This is a genomic window from Mycolicibacterium sp. CBM1 (genome assembly GCF_054073305.1).
In genome coordinates this window covers 276,268-298,115 of the sequence record NZ_JBSXPP010000005.1, presented here as the reverse complement: position 1 = coordinate 298,115, position 21,848 = coordinate 276,268, and the positions used below count along the sequence as shown (strand labels likewise).

At 69.1% G+C, this 21,848-nt stretch carries 18 protein-coding genes and 1 tRNA gene; 13 read left to right on the top strand and 6 right to left on the bottom strand.

Annotation, left to right across the window (positions count from 1 at the left end; translation table 11 throughout):
* Positions 1-10: 10 nt before the first annotated feature.
* A complete protein-coding gene (gene acs / locus ACXDF8_RS09540) occupies positions 11-1,984 on the bottom strand; it encodes an acetate--CoA ligase (protein ID WP_457222997.1) in 1,974 nt (657 codons plus the stop codon).
* 113 nt (positions 1,985-2,097) lie between these two features.
* Here acs and ACXDF8_RS09535 point away from each other — a divergent pair, with 113 nt between their 5' ends.
* Complete coding sequence (locus tag ACXDF8_RS09535) at positions 2,098-2,844, top strand: Fic family protein (protein WP_457222996.1); 747 nt, start codon at positions 2,098-2,100, stop codon at positions 2,842-2,844.
* Between the two features lie 384 nt (positions 2,845-3,228).
* Here ACXDF8_RS09535 and ACXDF8_RS09530 read toward each other — a convergent pair whose 3' ends face one another.
* A complete protein-coding gene (locus ACXDF8_RS09530) occupies positions 3,229-4,053 on the bottom strand; it encodes an HAD-IB family hydrolase (protein WP_457223063.1) in 825 nt (274 codons plus the stop codon).
* 450 nt (positions 4,054-4,503) lie between these two features.
* On the opposite strand from ACXDF8_RS09530, the gene ssd reads away from it, so the two are divergent.
* From ssd to ACXDF8_RS09495, 7 genes are read left to right on the top strand one after another with little or no spacing between them, the layout of a single operon-like run.
* The gene (gene ssd, locus ACXDF8_RS09525) at positions 4,504-5,571 is read left to right on the top strand and encodes a septum site-determining protein Ssd (protein ID WP_457222995.1); all 1,068 of its coding nucleotides are present in this window, start codon (positions 4,504-4,506) and stop codon (positions 5,569-5,571) included.
* Positions 5,568-6,734, top strand: coding sequence for a TadA family conjugal transfer-associated ATPase (locus ACXDF8_RS09520; protein WP_457222994.1), 1,167 nt, complete (start codon positions 5,568-5,570; stop codon positions 6,732-6,734). The genes ssd and ACXDF8_RS09520 overlap by 4 nt, the downstream gene beginning before the upstream one ends.
* Positions 6,731-7,510, top strand: a complete 780-nt coding sequence (locus ACXDF8_RS09515; RefSeq protein ID WP_457222993.1) for a type II secretion system F family protein — start codon at positions 6,731-6,733, stop codon at positions 7,508-7,510. The genes ACXDF8_RS09520 and ACXDF8_RS09515 overlap by 4 nt, the downstream gene beginning before the upstream one ends.
* Positions 7,507-8,097, top strand: coding sequence for a type II secretion system F family protein (locus ACXDF8_RS09510; protein ID WP_457222992.1), 591 nt, complete (start codon positions 7,507-7,509; stop codon positions 8,095-8,097). Before ACXDF8_RS09515 ends, ACXDF8_RS09510 begins: the two co-directional genes overlap by 4 nt.
* 21 nt (positions 8,098-8,118) lie before the next feature.
* A complete protein-coding gene (locus ACXDF8_RS09505) occupies positions 8,119-8,325 on the top strand; it encodes a DUF4244 domain-containing protein (RefSeq protein ID WP_457223062.1) in 207 nt (68 codons plus the stop codon).
* A 53-nt stretch (positions 8,326-8,378) separates the two neighbouring features.
* A complete protein-coding gene (locus ACXDF8_RS09500; RefSeq protein WP_457222991.1) occupies positions 8,379-8,651 on the top strand; it encodes a TadE family type IV pilus minor pilin in 273 nt (90 codons plus the stop codon).
* Complete coding sequence (locus tag ACXDF8_RS09495; RefSeq protein ID WP_457222990.1) at positions 8,620-8,988, top strand: Rv3654c family TadE-like protein; 369 nt, start codon at positions 8,620-8,622, stop codon at positions 8,986-8,988. Before ACXDF8_RS09500 ends, ACXDF8_RS09495 begins: the two co-directional genes overlap by 32 nt.
* Here the strand turns inward: ACXDF8_RS09495 and ACXDF8_RS09490 are convergent.
* Positions 8,985-10,001 (bottom strand): PAS domain-containing protein, encoded by a 1,017-nt coding sequence (locus ACXDF8_RS09490; RefSeq protein ID WP_457222989.1) that lies wholly within the window; start codon positions 9,999-10,001, stop codon positions 8,985-8,987. The genes ACXDF8_RS09495 and ACXDF8_RS09490 overlap by 4 nt on opposite strands.
* Positions 10,002-10,318: 317 nt before the next feature.
* Positions 10,319-12,661 (bottom strand): DNA 3'-5' helicase SftH, encoded by a 2,343-nt coding sequence (locus ACXDF8_RS09485; RefSeq protein ID WP_457222988.1) that lies wholly within the window; start codon positions 12,659-12,661, stop codon positions 10,319-10,321.
* Positions 12,662-12,993: 332 nt separating this feature from the next.
* On the opposite strand from ACXDF8_RS09485, the gene ACXDF8_RS09480 reads away from it, so the two are divergent.
* The 3 genes from ACXDF8_RS09480 to topA all read left to right on the top strand — a co-directional run bounded on the left by ACXDF8_RS09480 (position 12,994) and on the right by topA (position 16,862).
* The gene (locus ACXDF8_RS09480; protein ID WP_005138711.1) at positions 12,994-13,197 is read left to right on the top strand and encodes a cold-shock protein; all 204 of its coding nucleotides are present in this window, start codon (positions 12,994-12,996) and stop codon (positions 13,195-13,197) included.
* 160 nt (positions 13,198-13,357) lie between these two features.
* Positions 13,358-13,936: a hypothetical protein gene (locus ACXDF8_RS09475; protein WP_457222987.1), complete on the top strand. Its 579-nt coding sequence runs from the start codon at positions 13,358-13,360 to the stop codon at positions 13,934-13,936.
* Between the two features lie 112 nt (positions 13,937-14,048).
* Positions 14,049-16,862 (top strand): type I DNA topoisomerase, encoded by a 2,814-nt coding sequence (topA, locus tag ACXDF8_RS09470; protein WP_457222986.1) that lies wholly within the window; start codon positions 14,049-14,051, stop codon positions 16,860-16,862.
* Positions 16,863-16,873: 11 nt separating this feature from the next.
* Here topA and ACXDF8_RS09465 read toward each other — a convergent pair whose 3' ends face one another.
* A complete protein-coding gene (locus tag ACXDF8_RS09465) occupies positions 16,874-18,463 on the bottom strand; it encodes an adenylate/guanylate cyclase domain-containing protein (RefSeq protein ID WP_457222985.1) in 1,590 nt (529 codons plus the stop codon).
* A 94-nt stretch (positions 18,464-18,557) separates the two neighbouring features.
* Between ACXDF8_RS09465 and ACXDF8_RS09460 the strand changes: the two genes are divergently transcribed.
* Together ACXDF8_RS09460 and ACXDF8_RS09455 are read left to right on the top strand one after the other, a co-directional pair.
* Positions 18,558-19,775 carry a DNA polymerase III subunit delta' gene (locus tag ACXDF8_RS09460; RefSeq protein ID WP_457223061.1) on the top strand — a complete coding sequence of 406 codons (1,218 nt, stop codon included), beginning with the start codon at positions 18,558-18,560 and terminating at the stop codon, positions 19,773-19,775.
* Between the two features lie 60 nt (positions 19,776-19,835).
* Positions 19,836-19,908 (top strand) — tRNA-Thr (locus ACXDF8_RS09455).
* Between the two features lie 121 nt (positions 19,909-20,029).
* On the opposite strand, the gene ACXDF8_RS09450 is transcribed toward ACXDF8_RS09455, so the two are convergent.
* Positions 20,030-21,826: a hypothetical protein gene (locus ACXDF8_RS09450; RefSeq protein WP_457222984.1), complete on the bottom strand. Its 1,797-nt coding sequence runs from the start codon at positions 21,824-21,826 to the stop codon at positions 20,030-20,032.
* Positions 21,827-21,848 lie beyond the last annotated feature (22 nt).

Genomic DNA, 21,848 nt, shown 5'->3' with positions numbered 1-21,848 from the left:
ATTGGCGGTTTCAGGCCTTACTGGCCCGAATCGCCTCGAACACCGTCGGGTCCACCAACGTCGAGGTGTCACCGAGTTCGCGCCCTTCGGCCACGTCGCGCAACAGCCGCCGCATGATCTTGCCGCTGCGGGTCTTGGGAAGCTCGGGCACGACGTGGATCTCGCGCGGCTTGGCGATCGGCGAGATCTCGCGGGCCACCTCGGCGCGCAACTCATCGACCATCTGCTCGCGGGGTGTCTCGGCGTGGTGGGCCTTGAGGATGACGAACGCACAGATCGCCTGACCGGTGTGATCGTCGGTGGCACCGACGACGGCGGCTTCGGCGACACCGGAATGTCCGACCAGTGCCGACTCCACCTCGGCCGTCGAGATGCGGTGGCCCGACACGTTCATCACGTCGTCGATGCGGCCGAGCACCCACACTTCACCGTCGCTGCCGTAGCGCGCGCCGTCGCCGGCGAAATACCAACCCTGTTCGGCGAAGCGCGACCAGTAGGTCTCCTTGAAACGCTCCGGATCGCCCCAGATACCGCGCAGCATCGACGGCCAGGGCTTGTCCAGCACCAGATAGCCGGTGACGTGTTCACCGTGATCAGGGCTGGGCTGCAAGTCATTTCCGTCGTCGTCGACGATCTTGGCGGAGATGCCCGGCAGCGGGCGCATGGCTGAGCCCGGCTTGCAGGTGGTCACGCCGGGCAGCGGGGAGATCATCGCCGCACCCGTCTCGGTCTGCCACCAGGTGTCGACGATCGGGGCGGCATCGCCGCCGAAGACCAGGCGGTACCAGCGCCACGCCTCCGGGTTGATCGGCTCGCCCACCGACCCAAGCAGCCGCAGGCTGGACAGATCATGGGCGAACGCGATCTCGCGACCCCACTTCATGAACGTGCGGATCAACGTCGGCGCGGTGTAATAGATTGTCACACCGTACTTTTCGATGACCTGGAAGTGGCGGTGCTCGTCGGGCGACGCCGGGGTGCCCTCGTAGACCACCTGGGTCGCGCCGTTGGACAGCGGCCCGTAGACGATGTAGGTGTGCCCGGTGACCCAGCCGATATCGGCTGTGCACCAATAGACATCGGTCTCCGCCTTGATGTCGAAGACGTAGTGGTGGGTGTAGGAGGCCTGGGTCAGGTAACCCCCGGAGGTGTGCATGATGCCCTTGGGCTTACCGGTGGTGCCGGAGGTGTAGAGCAGGAACAGCGGATGCTCGGAGTCGAACGCCTCCGGCGTGTGTTCGGTGGAGGCCTTGGCCACCACCTCGTCCCACCACTGGTCGCGGCCATCGGTCCAATCGATGTCGATGCCGGTGCGGCGGACCACCAGCACGTGCTTTACAGGGCCATTTTCGGCGGCCGTGAGCCCTTGTACCGCCTCGTCGACGGCGTCCTTGAGCGACACCGCATTTCCGCGCCGGTACTGGCCGTCGGTGGTGATCACCATCTTGGCCTCGGCGTCCTCGACGCGGGCCCGCAGCGCCGAGGCCGAGAACCCGGCGAAGACCACGCTGTGCATGACGCCCAGGCGCGCGCAGGCCAGCATCGCCACGATGGCCTCGGGAACCATCGGCATGTAGATGGCCACCCGGTCGCCGGCGACCAGGCCGAGTTCGGTCAGGGCATTGGCGGCCTGGCACACCTCGTCCTTGAGCTGGGCGTAGGTGAGCACCCGGGAGTCCCCGACCGGCTCGCCCTCCCAGTGGATGGCGACCCGGTCACCGTTGCCGGCCTCGACGTGCCGGTCGACGCAGTTGTAGGCGACGTTGAGCTTGCCGCCGACGAACCACTTGGCGAACGGCGCCTGCGACCAGTCCAGGACCTCACTGAAAGGGGTCGCCCAGGACAGCCGGTTGGCCTGCTCGGCCCAGAACGCCAGCCGGTCGGCCTCCGCCCGCTCGTAGAGTTCGGCGGTGGCGTTGGCGTTGGCGGCGAATTCGGCCAACGGTGGATAGCCTGACGGAACTTCGGTGTGCGCCTCGGTCATGTTTGTGAGCGTAGTCACCGAACGTTGCATCGGCGTTGGCGCCTCACAATCGTCGGCGGACGGTTCCTGCCGCGCGCCGAACGGCAGCTCAGCATCGGATAGCGTGACCGAACGTGAGTAATCTCCTGGCCCCGCTGCTCGAACTGCCCGGGGTGGCCGACGGCGCGGAGTCTGCGCGCGAGGCGCTGGCCAAGGCACACCGGCACCGCACGAACCTGCGCAACTGGCCGGTGACCGCCGCCGAGTCGGCGATCCGCGGGGCGAGGTCATCCTCGGCGCTCGACGGCGGCGCCGTGCAACTCGACGCCTCCGGTGCCGAACCCAACGATCCGGTCCTGGCGGGTGCATTGCGCGTCGGCCAGGCGCTCGAGGGCGGAACCACCAACCTCGTCGGGGTGTGGCGGCGGGCCCCACTGCAGGCGCTGGCGCGACTGCATGCGCTGGCCGCCGCCGACCTGATCGGGGAGGACGAACTGGGCCGGCCGCGTCAGGTTCCGGAGGTGGCGGCTCGGCTGGATCTGGTGACCCGGCTGGTGACCGGTGGAAGCTCCGCGCCCGCACCGGTGCTGGCCGCCGTCGCCCACGGCGAGTTGTTGACGCTGGCCCCCTTCGGCGCTGCCGACGGTGTGGTGGCCCGCGCGGTCTCGCGCCTCGTCACGATGGCCAGTGGGCTCGACCCGCACGGGCTCGGAGTGCCCGAGGTGTACTGGATGCGCCGCGCCGACGACTACCGGGCGAGCGCGAGGGCGTTCGCCACCGGGGAGCCGGAGGCGGTGGGGGCGTGGCTGTTGATGTGCTGTCAGGCCTTGGAAGACGGTGCGCGCGAAGCGTTGTCGATCGCCGAGGCCGCGGCGAAGTAACGCCCGCTGGACGCCGAAAGCGGGCGGCGATCCGAAAGATTCGGCTCGCCGCCCGCTAGCACGGTGACCCGGTTACCAAGCGTGCGAGGTGGGCTGCGTGGGTTGGCCTCGGCGGTCTTGCGCTGCGCTACTGACTTAGCCCCACCCAAGGGGCTGAGGTGTCTGTCCGCTCTTCGCAATTACGCAGGCCCGCAACACTTTTGCCATTATCGCGGCGTGCTCCGCGTGGGTGCCAGGAACCGTGCTGGGCCGCTTGACTCGGGAGATAGTGCCTTCTCTTCCGGCGCTATCTTGGCCTTGCCAGGCGTCCGTGCTTCCTTTGTACTCCGTGACCCCCGTCACAGCAAGGGTCTTGTCGGCAACGAATTGGGCGCGAGTCGGACGCTAGAAGGACAACCTTCGGATTACCGAGTAGGTGAGCGCACCTGCTGCCAGCGCGCTGAGCCCGAGTGCGGCAGTCGTGGCCACCGCCGCGCTCGATGGGGTTGAAATCCGGTCACGCAACGGCACCGGACGCGAGAAGGTCAGCACCGGCCAGTCCTGCGCGGCCGCCTCCTTGCGCAACGCACGGTCGGGGTTGACCACGTGGGGATGTCCGACCGCGCGCAGCATCGGCAGATCCGTGACCGAGTCGGAGTAGGCGTAGCAATGTTCCAGCGGATAGCCCTCCAGCGCGGCGAGCTCGCGGATCGCCGCCGCCTTGGCGTCGCCATAGCAGTAGAAGGCAACCTCGCCGGTGTATCTGCCCTCCTGTGCGACCATCCGGGTTCCCATGGCATGGGTGGCGCCGAGCGCGCGGGCGATCGGGGCGACGATTTCCTCGCCCGACGCGGACACGATCACCACGTCGCGACCGCACAGTCGATGGTCGGCGATCAGGTCGGCCGCCTCGGCGAAGACCAGCGGGTCGACGATGTCGTGCAGCGTCTCGTTGACGATCGCCCGCACCTGTTCGACGTCCCAGCCGGCGCACATCGCGGTGACGTAGGAGCGCATCCGGTCCATCTGATCGTGGTCGGCGCCGGACATGAGGAACAGGAATTGGGCGTAGCTGGACTTGAGGACGGCCCGACGATTCAGGAGGCCCTGATCGAAGAAGGGTTTGCTGAAAGCGAGCGTGCTTGACTTGGCGATGACTGTCTTGTCGAGGTCGAAGAACGCCGCGGTGCGCGATGGGCCCGGCGGGCCCGGGCGGGGTCTGGGATCGATTAGCTGGCTAGCACCCGAGGCGGGGACGGTCACACCGACCAGGATAGGTGTGACCCCGTCTCGAGACCGCCGCCGGCGACAAAGTGGCAGGCCAAGCCAGGTGTCATACCCAGCATTTTCACAGCGAATACATGGTTTCAAAGTGGCCGCAACCCTTGCGCGGGCCCGCTTTCTCGTGTGTATAGTAAGCCTTACTCGGCTTATGCCGGGTGTATATCAGCCCGACCCCCCGGGGCTGATATACGACGACCTCCGCCTCCTCCCCCCCTGGCGGGGGTCGTCTTTTTTCTGCAGCAAGAATCCAACAGTGATCCCGGCAAACGTAGAAAATGTTGCCGGGATCGCTGTTGTGCGTCAGGTGCCGCGCCGCGTCATCCCCAGAATCGGGTTCGTCCACAGCCGGGGTCACCCTGCCTGGCGCGGATGGCCCGGCCGCCGCACGGTGGGGGAGTGAGTAGCAACCCGGCCGTCGTCATCACCCTCATCGGGGACAGTGAACTGCGCGAACAGGCTGAGCGAGTGGCTGCCGCGGTGGGGGTGCGCCCCGTGCCGTGCGCCGAGCCGCCGAGCCGCAAGGCCTGGATGGCCGCCGCGGCCGTGATCCTCGACGAGGACGCCGCCCGCAGCCTCGAGAGCGACGAGCTGCCCCGCCGCGCGGGAGTCATCCTGGTTGCGTCCGGTGAACCGCAATCCGCAACCTGGTCGATCGCGATGGCCATTGGCGCGCAACGAGTTTGCGTACTTCCCGCGCAAGACGCCGAGCTGGTGCGGGCTCTGTCCGACGCCGCCGAAACCAGCCATGACGGGTCACGGACCGGGGCGGTGGTCGCCGTCACCGGCGGCCGCGGCGGCGGCGGTGCCTCCACGTTCGCCGTCGCGTTGGCGCAGGCCGCCACCGCGGCGCTGCTGGTCGATCTCGATCCCTGGAGCGGCGGCATCGACCTGGTGGCCGGCAGCGAATCGGAGCCTGGGCTGCGTTGGCCGGACCTGAACCTGCAGGGCGGCCGATTGGCGTGGACCGCGGTGCGGGACGCGCTGCCGAACCGGCACGGGGTCAGCGTGTTGTCGGGCGCGCGGCACTGTCACGAACTGGACGGCGCGGCGGTCGAGGCCGTCCTCGACGCAGGCCGCCGCGGCGGGGTGGTAGTGATCTGCGACCTGCCTCGGCGAACCACGGCAGCAGCCGCCGCCGCGCTGGACCGAGCCGACCTCGTCGTGCTGATCACCACTTGTGACGTGCGCGGGGTGGCGGCCGCCGCCGCCATGGCGCCGGTGTTGCGCTCGGCCAACCCCAACGTGGGTTTGGTGGTGCGCGGCCCGGCTCCGGGTGGGCTTCGGGCGGCCGAGGTGGCCGAGGTCACCGACCTTGCGCTCTTGGCGGCCATGCGTCCCGAGCCGTTGCTGGCCGAACGACTCGAACGCGGCGGCCTGCGGCTGCGGCGCCGTTCCCCGCTGGGCGTGGCGGCCCGCACCGTGCTCGAGATGCTGCCCGCGAGCGGCCGGGCACGTGCCGCATGAGTGACTCCCTGATCGAGCGGGTGCGGGAGCGGTTGGCCGCCGAGTCGTCTTCGCTGCGGCCGGCCGCGGTGGCGGCGGCGATCCGAGCGGAATCCGGCGGAGTGCTCGGTGACACCGAGGTGCTGACGAACCTGCACGTGCTGCAGACGGAGTTGACCGGCGCCGGTCTGCTGGAGCCGCTGCTGCGTGCGCCCGGCACCACCGACGTGCTGGTGACCGCCCCCGACGCGGTATGGGTGGACGACGGCGACGGATTGCGGCGCACCGCGGTGCGCTTCGCCGACGAGGCCTCGATACGGCGGCTGGCGCAGCGCCTCGCGGTGGCCGCCGGTCGCCGGCTTGACGACGCGCAACCGTGGGTCGACGGCCAGCTGACCGGGCTGGGCACCGGCGAGTTCTCCGTCCGTCTGCATGCGGTGCTGCCGCCGGTGGCCGCCGGGGGCACCTGCCTGTCGCTGCGGGTGCTGCGGCCGGCCACCCAGGATCTGGCCGCCCTGGCCGCGGCCGGTGCGATCGCACCCGACGCCGGGCGGCTGCTGGAGGAGATCATCGACGGCCGGCTGGCCTTCCTGGTCTCCGGTGGAACCGGTGCGGGCAAGACCACCCTGCTGGCTGCCGCTCTGGGGGCAGTGCCCGGCACCGAGCGGATCGTGTGTGTCGAGGATGCCGCAGAACTGGCGCCGGCCCATCCGCACCTGGTGCGGCTGGTGGCGCGCGGCGCGAATGTCGAGGGGGCCGGTGAAGTGACGATGCGTCAGCTCGTCCGCCAGGCGCTGCGCATGCGGCCCGATCGGATCGTGGTCGGGGAGGTGCGCGGCGCCGAGGTGGTGGATCTGCTGACCGCGTTGAACACCGGCCATGACGGGGGTGCCGGGACCGTACACGCCAACAGCCCGGCCGAAGTGCCCGCCCGGCTGGAGGCATTGGCGGCGCTTGGTGGGCTCGACCGGACTGCGCTGCACAGCCAGCTGGCGGCCGCGCTCCAGGTCGTCGTGCATGTCGGGCGTGGGCGCGACGGCCGGCGCCGGCTCAGCGAGATCGCCGTGCTGTCTCGCGGGGACTCCGGGTGGGTGCACGCCGTTCCCGTCTGGCACGCCGACCGCGGCTGGGAGCGCGGCGAAGCGCAGTTGCGCGATCTGCTCACCCGGCGGCGGCCGTCATGAGTGGCATCCCGCTGGCGGCTGCCCTCCTGGCGGCTGCGGTGTTGGTCGCGCCGCCACCGCCGCGGTGGCGGCTGGTGCCGGTGGTTCCGCGCGTCGGTAGGAGTTTCCCGGTGCCGGTGGCCGCGACCTTGTTGGCCGCGGTGTTCCTGCCGCCGCCGGCGCTGCTGAGCCTGGCGGTGTTGGCGATGACGTTGGGCCTGCACCGGCGCAGGCGGTTCCGCGACGACCGCCGCCGCCGGGACGGTCACGCCCTGGCGGCAGCACTGGAGACGCTGGTCGGTGAGCTGCGGGTGGGTGCGCACCCGGTGCGCGCGTTCGGCGTCGCCGCCGGTGACTCCACCGGGGAGGTCGGCAGCACCCTGCGCGCGGTCGCGGCCCGGGCCCGGCTCGGTGCTGACGTCGCAGGCGGCCTGCGCGCCATGACCGCCACATCGACGGTGCCCGCGCAGTGGGAACGCCTCGCGGTGTGCTGGCAGCTGGCCAGTGAGCACGGCCTGGCGATGGCGGCGCTGATGCGGGCTGCCCAGCGTGACATCGTCGAACGGCAGCGATTCACCGCCCGGGTGCAGGCCGGCCTGGCGGGTGCGCGAGCCACGGCCGTCATCCTGGCGGGGCTGCCGCTGCTCGGTGTGCTGCTCGGCGAGCTCATCGACGCCCATCCCGTCCGATTCCTCTTTGGTGGCGGGGCCGGCGGTGTGCTGCTCGTGGTGGGCGTGGCCCTGGTCTGCCTGGGGCTGCTGTGGGCCGATCGCATCACCGATCGGCTGGTGGCGTGAGCACCGCGGCGCTGTTCCTCGCCGCCGCGCTGCTGGTGAGTCCAGCCCCACTGGTGACCCGCCGCCGGACCGGTCTGGTCAGGGTCCACCGGTTACGGGCTCGACCCGGTGGCCACCGTGACGACCCGTTGGCGACCGCCTCCGCGCTCGACGTGTTCGCGGTGTGTCTGTCCGCCGGCATGTCGGTGTCGGCGGCCGCCGCCGCTACGGCGCCGTCGGCCCCGACCGGCGTCGGCACTGCCCTGCGGCGGGCGGCCGATCTTTTGGCCCTCGGCGCCGACGCGGACACCGCATGGTCGGCACCAACCGGCTCCGGCGACAGCGGTGGCGACGACGGCGGCGAGGCACTGCGCCGGTTGGCTCGGCGATCGGCGTCTTCCGGTAGTGCATTGGCTCGAGCCGTGGCCGAACTCGCCGAAGAATCGCGCCAGGGCGCCGCCCATGCCGCGGCCGCGGGGGCCGAACGTGCCTCGGTGCTCATCGCAGGGCCGCTGGGCCTGTGCTTTCTGCCCGCGTTCGTCTGTCTGGGCATCGTGCCCGTCGTCGCCGGATTGGCCGGCGACGTGTTCACCTCGGGAATGCTGTGAGAGAAGGGGAATGTCGTGTCCATCAAGTCCATCAACTTATTTCGGGAGCTGAAGGCCAGGCTTGTCGTGGCGGTGGTCGACGACGCGGGAATGTCGACGGTCGAATATGCCATCGGAACCATTGCCGCGGCCGCGTTCGGCGCGATCCTCTACAGCGTGGTCACCGGCGACTCGATCGTCGGTGCGTTGACCAACATCATCAATCGCGCGCTCAACACCAACGTCTAGCCGGTGCGGCGGGGTTTGCCACCGTCGAGGCGGCGCTGGCGATCGCCGCGCTGGTGGTGGTGCTGGTGGTGTGCGCCGCGGGTCTCACAGCGATGGCGATGCAGGTGCGCTGTATCGACGCCGCGCGGGAGGCGGCGCGGCTGGCGGCACGGGGTGACGAGCCGGGTGCGCTCGCCGCGGCCCGCCTTGTCGGACCAGAGGATGCGGCGGTGTCGGTGCGGCGCGACGGGCAGTTCGTGGTGGCCACGGTCCGCGGCCGATCCCACTTGCTGCCCGGCGTCGTCATCACCGCCGATGCCGTCGCCGCCATCGAACCCGGCCGATGACACCGGGGCGGCCACCGTACTGGCGGCGGTGTTGATCACCGTCCTGGTCGCCGTCACCGTCGCCGGTGTGCAGATCGGCGGAGCTGTGGTGGCGCGTCACCGCGCCCAGGCGGCCGCCGATCTCGCCGCCCTGGCGGCGGCCGTCTGGCTGCCCGGCGGTACCGCGGCGGCATGCCGGGAAGCGGCCGGGGTCACGCACGCCATGGGCGCAGCGCTGGGTGCATGCGACGTCGAGGAGCTCGATGTCGTGGTGACGGTCGACGTCGCGACGGGCCGCCTGCTCGGCGGGGTCGCGAAAGCCAGGGCGCGCGCCGGACCGGCTGACGATGCCGGCTAGGGCGTCGCTCCGGCGTGTCCGGCCTCGGCCAGTTCAGCCGCGGTCGGCAGCCGAACGGCGATCAGCCCGGCGAACACCCCGGTGTCGACCTCGACACGGTTGACTGTCACATGCATCGGCACCCAGCCGCCGTCGGTGCGAGGCAGCCGCAACACCCGGCTGGTGCTCCCGGTCTCGAACTCCTCGGTCATCGGCAGCAGGACGTCGCGATCATCCGGGTGGAACCGGACGCTCTGGCGCCAGTCGAAGTGTGGGCAGGGTTCGTCGAGCCACTTCAACAGCCGCCACGTGCTCAGGTCGACCAGCGCACGGTGCGCCCCGGGCGGGGTGAGGCCGTCGAGGATGCGTTTGGCCAGATGTTCGGGCAGCGGCGGATTCTCGGTGATATCGCAGCGCAGGTTCATCGCCCGGGCAATCACGTGCTGTGTCCCGTCGTCGACGATCTCGACGGCCGTGCGCACCGTGAACCCCGCTCTGATCGGATTACCGTCAGGATCGGTGAAATCCCATGTGGTGCAATATGTCCGGCCCGGTGCGGCGTCGATCATCAGCGCAAGCACCTTGGCCTCGTCGCGAGTGAAGCTGCGCGCGGGCAGATCTTCGGCGAAGGCGCGGCCGTGGGTCGGCTCCAGCGTGGGATCCATGCCCGCATTGGTCAGCGACTCGGCGGTCTCGGTCGCGATGCCCAACGTCATGTCCCACTTCAGCGGACCTGGCAGCGGACGCTCGGGCGGCTGGGCGTCGGCAGCACCGATCCACACGTGAACCCCGTGCATCCGGCCGTCCGGCATCCGGACCGGCTCGGTGCGAATCACCCGATCGCTCTTGGGCGTGATGCTGGCCAGGCTCTGAGCGCTCGCCACCGTCTCGGCGATCGCGGTCTGGATCGCCGACAGGTATGGGTTGCGTCGCAACAGGATGCGCAGCGGCACGAGATTCTTCATCTGACGGCCCTGCGCGACGACCACCGGCTCGGTACCGAGTGTTTCTACCAGTAGCCAGTCGTGGTCCATGCGCGGCAGTTTAACGGCGAAAGTTTCGGCCGACCTTGAGGCGTGAGCGGGTGGAATCCGCAGGTCGGAGTGAACGAATTCGCCTGGACTGCCATCGTGATGTCCAATTTCTTGCGAGCCACTGGTGCGGTTGGGTATTTTTCGCCTACGCCCGACCCGTCGGGATTGTTAGGGACCGAGTTGTCCGGCCGTTCGTCTCCGGCAGTGCAGTCGGCTGCCAGCACGCCTCCAGCAGCGCGGGGCACCTGATCGATACGCCGGCTGGCGTGCTCGCAGATCGTAGGAGTCGACCGTTCGAGGGGTCGGTCGGCGCAGGATCAGTCGAGTCCGCCGGCCAACGCAGTGAGAACGAGGTTGAGAACACCGATCGCTCCGGACTTGTCCAGGGGGTCATTCCCGTTGCCGCACTTGGGTGACTGCACGCACGACGGGCAGCCAAGTGGGCACTCGCACGCTTCGATCGCCGCCGCGGTGGCGCCGAGCCACATTTCGGCCTGCCGGTAGCCGCGTTCGGCGAACCCTGCTCCGCCGGGGTGGCCGTCGTAGACGAACACTGTGGGCAGGCTGTCCTCGCCCACGGCGGTGGACAGCCCGCCGATGTCGCCGCGGTCGCAGCTGGCCACCAGCGGTAGCAGTCCGATCGCCGCGTGCTCGGCGGCGTGCAGTGAGCCGGGTATGCGCCGCAGGTCTATTCCGCTGTCGGACAGTGCTTCCGGGGTGATCGTGTACATCGTCGCGGTGGTCGACAGACATTGTTCGGGCAGGTCTAGCTCGACGAAGTCGATCACCTCCCCGGACAGCCGCCGCCGCAGGTAGCCGATGACGCGGTGGGTCACCGTCACCGGGACGAGGCCGAGCGTCACGGCGCCGTAGTGGGCGCGTTCACCGGCTCCGGTCACGGTGATGTCGGTGATCTCCCTGGCGAAGGTGGCGTAGCCGGGGTCTTCGGCGTGTACGAACGCCACGCGGTCCTCGAGGCTGAGCGAGTCGACGACGTAGCTGTCGCCCTGATGCAGGTACACCGCCCCGGGATGGACCGTGGCCGGTGCCTGTCCGGCGCCGGAGCTGCCGAGCATCCGTCCGGTGCCGGCTTCGACTATCGCCACCGTTCCGCCGGCCGAACCGCGGATGTCCACCGCCGGATGGGGATCGAGACCGGCGGCGGGGAAGTACTTGCCGCCGCGGCGTCGCAGCAGTCCGTCCTCGACCAGCTCGGCCGCGACAGGCTCGACCTCCCAGCGCCGGACCTCCGCCTCGTCCAGCGGCAGTTCGGTTGCCGCGCAGAGCAATTGCGGGCCGACAACGTAGGGGTTGGCCGGATCGATGACGACGCGCTCCACCGGCTTGTCCAGCAGGGCCGCCGGATGGTGGACCAGGTAGGTGTCCAGGGGATCGTCACGGGCGATGAGCACCACCAGTGCACCCTGGCCCCGCCGTCCCGATCGGCCGGCCTGCTGCCAGAACGAGGCGACCGTCCCGGGAAAGCCGGCGAGCAACACCGCGTCCAGCCCGGCGATGTCGATACCCAGCTCCAAGGCGTTCGTGGTGGCCAAGCCGCGCAACTCCCCGTCGGCGATGGCACGCTCAAGCGCACGGCGGTCCTCGGCGAGGTAGCCTGCCCGATAGGAGGCGACGGTGTCGCGCAGCTGGGGGGCGATCTCCTCTAGTCGCGCCTGCGCTCCCAGCGCCGTCAACTCCGCACCGCGCCTTGACCGCACGAACGTCAGGGTGCGTGCGCCTTCGGCGACCAGGTCGGCCATCATCCGGGCCGCCTCCGCACCCGCGGACCGCCGGACCGGGGCGCCGTTCTCGCCGAGTAGATCGGTGCGCAGCGCCGGCTCCCACAGCGCCACCGTGCGCGCCCCCTGCGGCGAACCGTCCTCGGTGACGGACTGCACGGTCTGCCCGATCAGTTCGGTGGCGGTGGCGCCCGGTGCCGCGGTGGTCGCACTGGCGAAGATCACCGTGGGCAGTGGCCCGGCCCCCTCCCGCGACGACGCCGGTGCGTACCGCTCACACAATCGCAGCAGCCTGCGCAGCACCATGGCCACGTTCGAGCCGAAAATGCCTCGGTAGTAATGACATTCGTCGACCACGATATAGCGCAGGCCGCGCAGGAAGACCGACCACCTGGCGTGGTTGCGTAGCAGCGACAGGTGGATCATGTCGGGATTGGAGAACAGCCACCGCGACCGTTCGCGGGCGAATCTGCGCACCTCGGTCGGAGTGTCGCCGTCATAAGAGGTCGGTGCCACATCGCCGAGGGCGGCTACGGCCGCGGTCAGTGAATGCGCGGTGCGCAGCTGGTCGTGGCCGAGCGCTTTCGTCGGCGACAGATATAGCGCCCGTGCCCGCGGGTCGCGGGCCAGGGCATCCATGATCGGCAGTTGGAACGCCAGCGACTTACCGGACGCCGTGCCGGTGCTGATGACGACGTGGTGCCCGTCGTGCGCCAGATCGGCGGCACGCAGCTGATGCGACCACGGCCGGGCGATGCCGTGATCAACGAACGCGCGGAGCACATCTGGGTGCGCCCAACCGGGCCAGTCCGCGCTCTGCGCCTGCCGTGCCGGGAGCTCGGCGACGTGACGCAGCGCATCGGGCGAGGATTCGGCGCCGGCCACCGCTGCCGTAAGCAGCTCGCTGCCGAAACTCACCATCGAAATCGTGCCTTTCCTTATAACTAAGGGCTACTTGCGGCCACTGCGACGTGCTTTCGGGCGCATGTCTACAGGCCTGTATCGAATTGTTCATCAGTTGGTAGCACCGAGACTGTCCTAAGCGCTCTGGACGTGATTGGATAAGGGCGGTCGCAGCTTCTGTGTTCGTGTTCCAACACTCGCAGGATCGACGTTGCGATCGCGGTTCCTGCGAGGGTCTGTAGGTCGGGTGAGTTCCGACGACTCCACGAAGGATGGCGGTCGGAACGGGCCCGGTCTGCCGAAAAACTCGGTCGACCGCTCCCGGTAGGAAGAGAAGGAAAGTACGAAAGATGCCACAGGGAACTGTGAAGTGGTTCAACGCCGAGAAGGGTTTCGGGTTCATCGCTCCCGAGGACGGCTCTGCCGACGTGTTTGTCCACTACACGGAAATTCAGGGGTCCGGCTTCCGCACCCTTGAGGAGAACCAGAGGGTCGAGTTCGAGGTCGGCCAGAGCCCCAAGGGGCCGCAGGCCACAGGCGTCCGCGCAGTCTGATCCACAACGCCAACAGGAATCACCCCCGAGCGTCCCGGTGACGGGTACCGCCGGGGGTGCTTTCGTTTCGGGGCCCGGTTTGCCGGCCCCGTGGTGTTTGTGTACTGCCATTACGGCTCGGCGGCGCCACGGCGGTCGCTGACTGGCTTACTGTCGAATCGTGAGCCAGCTGTCCTTCTTCTCGGCTGAGTCGGTGCCCCCTGCGGTCGCCGACCTGACCGGGCTGCTTGCAGCGGCCGGACAGGTGGCGATGGTCGGCGGTGGCGCCCGGCTGTCGGTGGTCGTCGACGACCTGTGGCGGGCTCGCGCGCTGGCCGCGATGATCGACGACGCCGGACTCGACGCCGAGATTACCCGCACCGACGAAGAGACCCCGCTGGTCCGGACCGCCGTCGACGTGCGCCTAGTCGGTCTGGCGGCCGACTGGACGCGCGGTGCCGTGAAGACCGTGCCCCCGCAGTGGCTGCCCGGACCGCGCGAGCTGCGGGCGTGGACACTGGCCGCCGGCGTGCCCGAGGCCGACCGTTATCTGCTCGGGCTGGACCCGCACGCACCCGACACCCATTCCCCGCTGGCGTCGGCGCTGATGCGGGTCGGGATGGCACCCACTCTGATCGGCACCCGGGGCGCCCGCCCGGCCCTGCGAATAAGTGGTCGCCGACGGCTATCGCGCCTGGTAGAGAATGTGGGGGAACCGCCTGATGGCATGGAGGCGTTGTCAGCGTGGCCGCGGGTCTGAGAGATTTCGTGGAGGGGGCCGGTTTGCGTTGATCGGTCCAGAGTGCGAAATTGTCAGGTGCGCGCGGGTTGGGGGTACCTGTGGGCAAGACAGAAGTGGAGCGTAAGCGCAGTTGGCTGACGACAGATCCGGCGCAAGTGGTGATGGCAGGGGCGGCGGCAACGTCCGGCGGCTCGTCATCGTCGAGTCGCCCACCAAGGCGCGCAAAATCGCCGGCTACCTGGGCTCCAACTACATCGTCGAGTCGTCCCGCGGGCACATCCGTGACCTGCCGCGAAACGCCGCCGACGTACCGGCCAAGTACAAATCCGAGCCCTGGGCTCGCCTCGGGGTCAACGTCGAGCACAATTTCGAGCCGCTCTACATCATCAGCCCGGACAAAAAGGGCACCGTTTCGGAGCTGAAGGGCCTGCTGCAGGATGTAGACGAGCTCTACCTCGCCACCGACGGTGACCGCGAGGGTGAGGCTATCGCCTGGCACCTGCTGGAAACGCTCAAGCCCCGCATACCGGTCAAACGGATGGTCTTCCACGAGATCACCGAACCGGCCATCCGCGCGGCCGCCGAAAATCCCCGTGACCTGGACAACGACCTCGTCGACGCGCAGGAGACCCGCCGCATCCTCGACCGGCTCTACGGCTACGAGGTCAGCCCCGTGCTGTGGAAGAAGGTCGCCCCGAAGCTTTCGGCCGGCCGCGTGCAGTCGGTGGCCACCCGCATCATCGTGCAACGCGAACGCGACCGCATGGCGTTCCGCAGCGCCTCCTACTGGGACGTGATCGCCGAGCTCGACGCCAGCGTGTCCGATCCGAACGCCGCGCCGCCGAAGTTCACCGCCCGCCTGGTCAACGTCGACGGCAAGCGCGTGGCCACCGGCCGCGACTTCGACTCACTCGGGGTGCTCCGCAAGCCGGACGAGGTGACGGTGCTCGACGAGGCCGGGGCCGGCTCGCTGGCCGCGGGCCTACGGGGCTCCAGCCTCTCCGTGGCGTCCGTGGAGGAGAAGCCCTACACCCGCAAGCCGTATCCGCCGTTCATGACCTCCACGTTGCAGCAGGAGGCCGGACGCAAGCTGCGGTTCTCGTCCGAACGGACGATGAGCGTCGCGCAGCGGTTGTACGAGAACGGCTACATCACCTATATGCGTACCGACTCGACGACCCTGTCGCAGTCGGCCATTGACGCCGCCCGCAACCAGGCCCGCCAGCTCTACGGCGACGAGTACGTCCACCCGTCGGCCCGCCAGTACACCCGCAAGGTCAAGAACGCCCAGGAGGCCCACGAGGCCATCCGTCCCGCGGGTGACACCTTCGCCACCCCGGGAGCGCTGCACCGCGAACTCGACACCGACGAGTTCCGGCTCTACGAGCTGATCTGGCAGCGCACCGTGGCCTCGCAGATGGCCGACGCGCGGGGCACCACGTTGAGCCTGCGGATCAACGGAGTCGCCGCCGGCACACGCGAGGTGGTGTTCAGCGCCAGCGGCCGCACCATCACCTTCCCCGGCTTCCTCAAGGCCTATGTGGAGACCGTCGATGAACTCGCCGGCGGTGAGGCCGACGACGCAGAGAGCCGGCTGCCGCAGCTGCGGCAGGGCCAGCGTGTTGACGCGACTGGGTTGACTGCCGACGGGCACACCACCAACCCGCCCGCCCGCTACACCGAGGCCTCACTGATCAAGGCGCTCGAAGAACTCGGAATCGGCCGTCCCTCAACGTATTCCTCGATCATCAAGACCATCCAGGATCGCGGCTACGTGTACAAGAAGGGCAGTGCGTTGGTGCCGTCGTGGGTGGCGTTCGCCGTCACCGGACTGCTCGAGCAGCACTTCAGCCGACTGGTGGACTACGACTTCACCGCCGCCATGGAGGACGAACTCGACGAGATCGCCTCCGGTAACGAGCGGCGCACCAACTGGCTGTCCAACTTCTATTTCGGCGGCGAGCACGGGGTGGCCGACTCGATCGCCCGCGCCGGCGGACTGAAGAAGCTGGTGGGTGTCAACCTCGAAGGCATCGACGCGCGAGAAGTCAACTCCATCAAGCTTTTCGACGACGCGGAGGGTCGTCCCGTCGTGGTGCGGGTCGGCAAGAACGGGCCGTACCTGGAGCGGATGATCACCGGCGACGACGGTGAGCCCACCCCGCAGCGGGCCAACCTCAGTGACGAGATCACGCCCGACGAGCTGACGTTGGAGATGGCCGAGACCCTCTTCGCGACACCACAGGAGGGCCGCTCGCTCGGGGTTGACCCGGACACCGGCCACGAGATCGTCGCCAAGGACGGTCGGTACGGGCCGTATGTCACCGAGGTGCTGCCCCCGCCGCCGGACGACGACCCCGGTGTGACTGCCAAGAAGGGCAAGAAGCCGACCGGCCCCAAGCCGCGCACCGGTTCACTGTTCCGGTCGATGGATCTGCAGACCATCACCCTCGACGACGCGCTCAAACTGTTGTCGCTGCCGCGAGTCGTCGGCGTGGATCCCGTCAATGGCGAGGAGATCACCGCGCAGAACGGTCGCTACGGTCCGTATCTCAAGCGCGGCACCGATTCTCGATCGCTGGCCACCGAGAGCCAGATCTTCGACATCACCCTCGATGAGGCGTTGAAGATCTATGCCGAGCCCAAACGCCGTGGCCGTCAAGGGGCTTCGACGCCACCGCTGCGGGAATTGGGCACCGACGCGGCCTCGGGCAAGCCGATGGTGATCAAGGACGGCCGCTTCGGCCCGTACGTCACCGACGGTGAGACCAATGCCAGCCTGCGCAAGGGCGACGACGTGCTGACGATCAGCGACGAGCGGGCTTCGGAGCTGCTGGCCGAACGCCGCGCCCGCGGGCCGGTGAAGAAGGTCGCCAAGAAGACCGCGAAGGCCCCCGCGAAGAAGGCTGCGCCGCGCAAGAAGGCCCCCGCGAAGAAGGCCTAGCCGGGCTGGCTCTACCGCGTTGCGGTCTCGCGGGCCGTGCCGGGTGACACCAGGTTCATCGGGCGAGCCAGTTGGGTGGGTGCGGTGCGGCCCCGCAGTTCGACGATCTCGCCGACATTCCAGCACAGCGCCTCGGCGTCCAGTGCCGCGCTGACCGCGATCGCTGAGGCGAGCACATGGCCGCCCTCGAGCTTGGCCAGTTCGGTCAGTCGGGCCGCCTCGTTGACCGGGTCTCCGATGACGGTGTATTCGAACCGGGCCTGGGCGCCTATGTGTCCGGCGATGGCCCGGCCCGCGGACACCCCGATGCCGAAGTCGGTCTGCCCGAGCACGCTGACCAGCTCGTCGTGCAGTTCCCGCGAGGCGGCCAGCGCCGCTCCGGAGGCGTCGGGGTGTTCGATCGGCGCTCCGAAGATGCACAGCGCGGCATCGCCCTGGAATTTGTTGACGAAGCCGCCGTGCTTCTTGACGGTGTCGACGACCACCCGAAAGAACTCGTTGAGCAGGCTGACGACTTCGCTAGGCGGTCGGGTGGCCGCCAGCTGGGTGGAGCCGACCAGGTCGACGAACAGGACCGCGACGTCGCGTTCTTGACCGCCGAGTTCGGTGCCGCGTTCCAGGGCGCGGCGGGCGACGTCCTCTCCGACGTAGCGGCCGAACAGGTCGCGCAACCGCTGCCGCTCGGACAGGTCGCGAACCATGTCGTTGAAGCCCGCTTGCAACAGGCCCAGCTCGCTGGCGTCGTAGATCTGCATGTGGGCGTTGTAGTTGCCGCGCTGGACCTCGCCGAGCGCCCAGCGCAGCTGGCGCAGCGGGTCGGCGATCGACATCGCCGCCAGCACGTTGCCGGCCAAGCCGATCACCAGCGCGGCGATCGCCATCAGCAGGATTGGGGTGAACAGCGCGTCGGCCGAGGCTTGTAGCAGGGAGAACTTGCTTGCCACGATCGAGAGCACGATGGCCAGTAGCGGCACTCCGGTGGACAGCAGCCAGGTCAGCACCAGGCGCTGGGTGACACCGGGCCGGTGGAATCTCTCAGGGACCCCGCCGCGCAACGCGGCGACGGCCACCGGGCGCAACACCCGCTCGGACTGCAGGTACCCGATGATCGCGGTTGCGGTGGCGCCGAGCAGGGTGGACACCGCCAGCACGGGTGCGGCGTGGCTGGCCACCGGCCAGCTGGCGGCGATGAACACCGCCGCTCCCAGCACCCAGTTGGTCATGCTGATCACCGAGCGGTAGACGGGCATCCGCAGCGCCCGCAATCGGGCCGCTTCGGTGACGGCCGGGTCGTCGTCGGCCAGCAGCGCGTCTCGACGTTGCCAGCGAAACACCGGCACCAGCAGCTTGAGGCTGACAAACGCGCCGACGCCGAACGAGATGAACAGGTAGCTGAGGAAGATGACTAGGTTGAGGGTGGGCAGGTCCTGGAGCATGATGCGGTCCGACGGCGGTAGCCCGAACCGCAGGAAGCCGAGCACTAGCAGAGCACCGATGATGTCGGCCTGCAGCATGCCCAGGGAAAACACCGGCCAGGGCGTCCGTGCGACCCAGCGGACGAATCCGCTGATTCGCCCCGGACTGAACTGTGCGGTGCTCACCAGCCCACCGTATCGGTACAGCGCGACGGATCTGCACCTTCACAACGCACCGCGGAACGGCTGTGTCGTTGCTGAGCACTAGTGTTTATCGGTGATGTCCGGAGTTTTCGCTCGCCTGGTCGGCCAAAGTGCCGTGGAAGCGGAGTTGGTCGGTGCCGCGCGCGCCGCCCGCGGTGATTCCGCTCACGACATCGCCGCGACCGGGACCATGACACACGCCTGGCTGATCACCGGGCCCCCTGGTTCCGGCCGCTCGGTGGCCGCGCTGTGTTTCGCCGCGGCGCTGCAGTGCACCGCCGACGACACGCCGGGGTGCGGCCGGTGCCGATCGTGCACCACCACCATGGCCGGCACCCACGGCGACGTGCGGCGCATCATCCCCGAAGGGCTGTCCATCGGTGTCGACGAGATGCGGGCAATCGTGCAGATCGCCTCGCGACGGCCCAGCACCGGACGCTGGCAGATCGTCGTGATCGAGGACGCTGACCGTCTCACTGAAGGTGCGGCGAACGCGCTGCTGAAGGTGGTGGAAGAGCCGCCGCCGTCGACGGTGTTCCTGCTGTGTGCCCCGTCGGTGGATCCCGAGGACATCGCGATCACACTGCGGTCGCGGTGCCGGCACGTGGCGCTGGTGACACCGCCCACGGCGGCCATCGCCCAGGTGCTGATGGACAACGACGGGCTGTCGGCCGAGGAGGCGCAGTGGGCGGCGTCGGTCAGCGGCGGTCACGTGGGCCGCGCGCGGCGCCTGGCCACCGATGCCGATGCCAGGGAACGCCGGTCCCGGGCACTGCGACTCGCCCGCGATGCGGCCACCCCGTCGCGGGCGTACGCGGCCGCCGAGGAACTGGTGACCACCGCCGAGGCGGAGGCCAAGGCGCTCAACGTCGGGCGCGACGAGGCCGAGTCCGACGAACTGCGCACCGCATTGGGTGCCGGCGGAACCGGTAAGGGCACCGCGGGCGCGCTGCGGGGCGCCACCGGGGCGATCCGCGACCTGGAGCGGCGGCAGAAGTCACGCCAGACCCGGGCTTCCCGCGACGCGCTGGATCGCGCGCTGATCGACCTCGCGACGTACTTCCGGGACGCGCTGGTGGTGGCCAACGGCGCCGGCTCGGTGGTGGTGCCGAACCATCCCGACATGGCCGAGAAGGTGGCGGCACTGGCGGCGCACGCTCCGCCCGATCAGCTGCTGCGGTGTATCGAGGCGGTCCTCGAGTGCCGCGATGCGCTGGCCATGAACGTCAAACCCAAGTTCGCCGTCGATGCGATGGTGGCCACCGTGGGTCAGGCATTGCGTTCGGACCTGTAGACTCATCCATCGGCACTCGGCAGGATGCTCTTCCCGTAAGCGCTCATTTGTCGGAGCCACGCCGCCTTAGCTCAGTCGGTAGAGCGATTCACTCGTAATGAATAGGTCGGGGGTTCGATTCCCCCAGGCGGCTCTCATTTCCATCGCGCGACTGGCCACTTGTTGCACGCAGTCGGGCCCAATGCGTGTCGCACGTGGCCACTCGGCCGGTCGTGCGAACTACTTTGGTGCTGGCGACCCCCGGCGCCATGGACCTAGTTCCTGGGCGCCAGGTAGCCGACCGGCCCGGACGCCAGGCACAACGACAGCGCCGCGGTCGAGGCCCGCACCCTGATTGCGTCGCCAGCGCCCGGCAGCCGCACATAGACGCGGTTCAGGCCGGGATGCACCGGCACCTTGATCTCGGGGCCCTCGCTCAGCGCCATGATCATCGACCCCTCGCTGTTGGCCAGGTAGTTGATCTCGACAGTCCAGTCCGCGGGCAGCAGCGGCCCGTCCAGCGGCATCCGCACCGGTGCGTCGGGCTGCACGAAATAACCACATCCCGCCACCGGCCCCACCATGATGGTGCGCACCCAGGTCACGTTGGCGTCCACCAGCCGCCCGCTGGTGTCGAGCATTCGCAATTGCGTTGTGGAGCCGCTGAATTCAGGGCGATCATGGATGAGCGCGAACATGTGGCTGGCCAGGTTCTCCGGATAGGCGACGCGCTGCAACACCAGCGGGTCAACCTCCTGGTCCAGCAGCGGCGCCGACGAAGCGGCACGGGCTTGGGCCAGCCCGCGAAGCGCGTTCTGCAGGTAGGGCTGGGCCGGGTTGTCCCGCCAGCTGGCTAGGAACGTGGCGGTCGAATACAGACTGCTCACCCCGAATGCGACGGCCACCCCGGCCACCACCGCGGTGCGGGGACGGGATGCGTCGAGCCAACCAGCCCCGGCCCGGTTGGGGGCGCAGAACGCCACAGCGGCCAGCAGCGCCAGCACCACCACCAGGTCGGGGAAATACCGCAGGGTCTGCGCCAACTCCAGCGCAGTGAACTTCGACGAACGCATCAGATAGATCGGGATCTGGCAGGCCACCGCGTAACCGGCCGCGACCACCCACACCGCGGCGATGCGCCGCTTTCGCAGAAGCGACACCGTCACCGCGGCGGCCAGCACCACCCAACCCAGGAGCATCACCGTCGGGGGAGGCACCCCCCACGGCGAGGCCGGCGCCCAGCGCTGCCACTGCCATGGGCCACCGGCCAGCCCCGGCACGATCCCGTGGGTGACCGACCGGCGCAACAGATCCCATGTCATGGCCAGATCCGAACTCCAGCGCTGCTGGTCCACCACCGCCAGATACACCCCGACCCACGCCGCCGTCAGCGCCAGGGCGCCCACCCACAGCCGGGCACCGGCGCGCCACACAGTGCGGAGTGGCCGCGGTTCACCCTGCACATGCCACAGCAGCGTGACGATCGCGAAGGCGACGAACGGGATCACGGCGGACTTCTCGAAGAACAGCAGACCACCGAAATAGACCGCCACGGCGCTAGCGGCATACCGCTGATTACCGGTGCGCACCAACAGGATCGCGTCGGCGCACACCCACGCCATGGCGGCCAGCATCGGCAGCGAGTTCAGCGCCGCGGCCCACCACGCGAAGCCCGGCACACCCAGCGGGGTGAACAACGCGAAGCTCAGCGGGACCAGCAGCACCGGGCGCCAGCCCAGGATCACGTGCAGGGCGCGCACCAGCGACAGCGACGCCAGCAGTTGCAGGATCACCAGGCTCGCCGCCGGCCACGCCCACACCAGTGGCGCGAGCCGGGTGATCACCCCGGCGACCAGGAACGCGCCGGGCATCACGTGGCCGTCGTGATCGTCGAACAGATACGACACCGAGAACAGCCCCTGAGTGCCCGCCCGGCCGACGAGGATCAGGTCGTCCCAGTAGAAGTAGCCGCCGAACGCCAGGACCGCACGCACCACCAACTGGATCGCTACGAGCACCAGCGCGGCTGCCGCCACCGGTGGCACGCGGGCCACTCGGGTCGGTACTGACATCGCGTCGATGGTACGGGGCGCC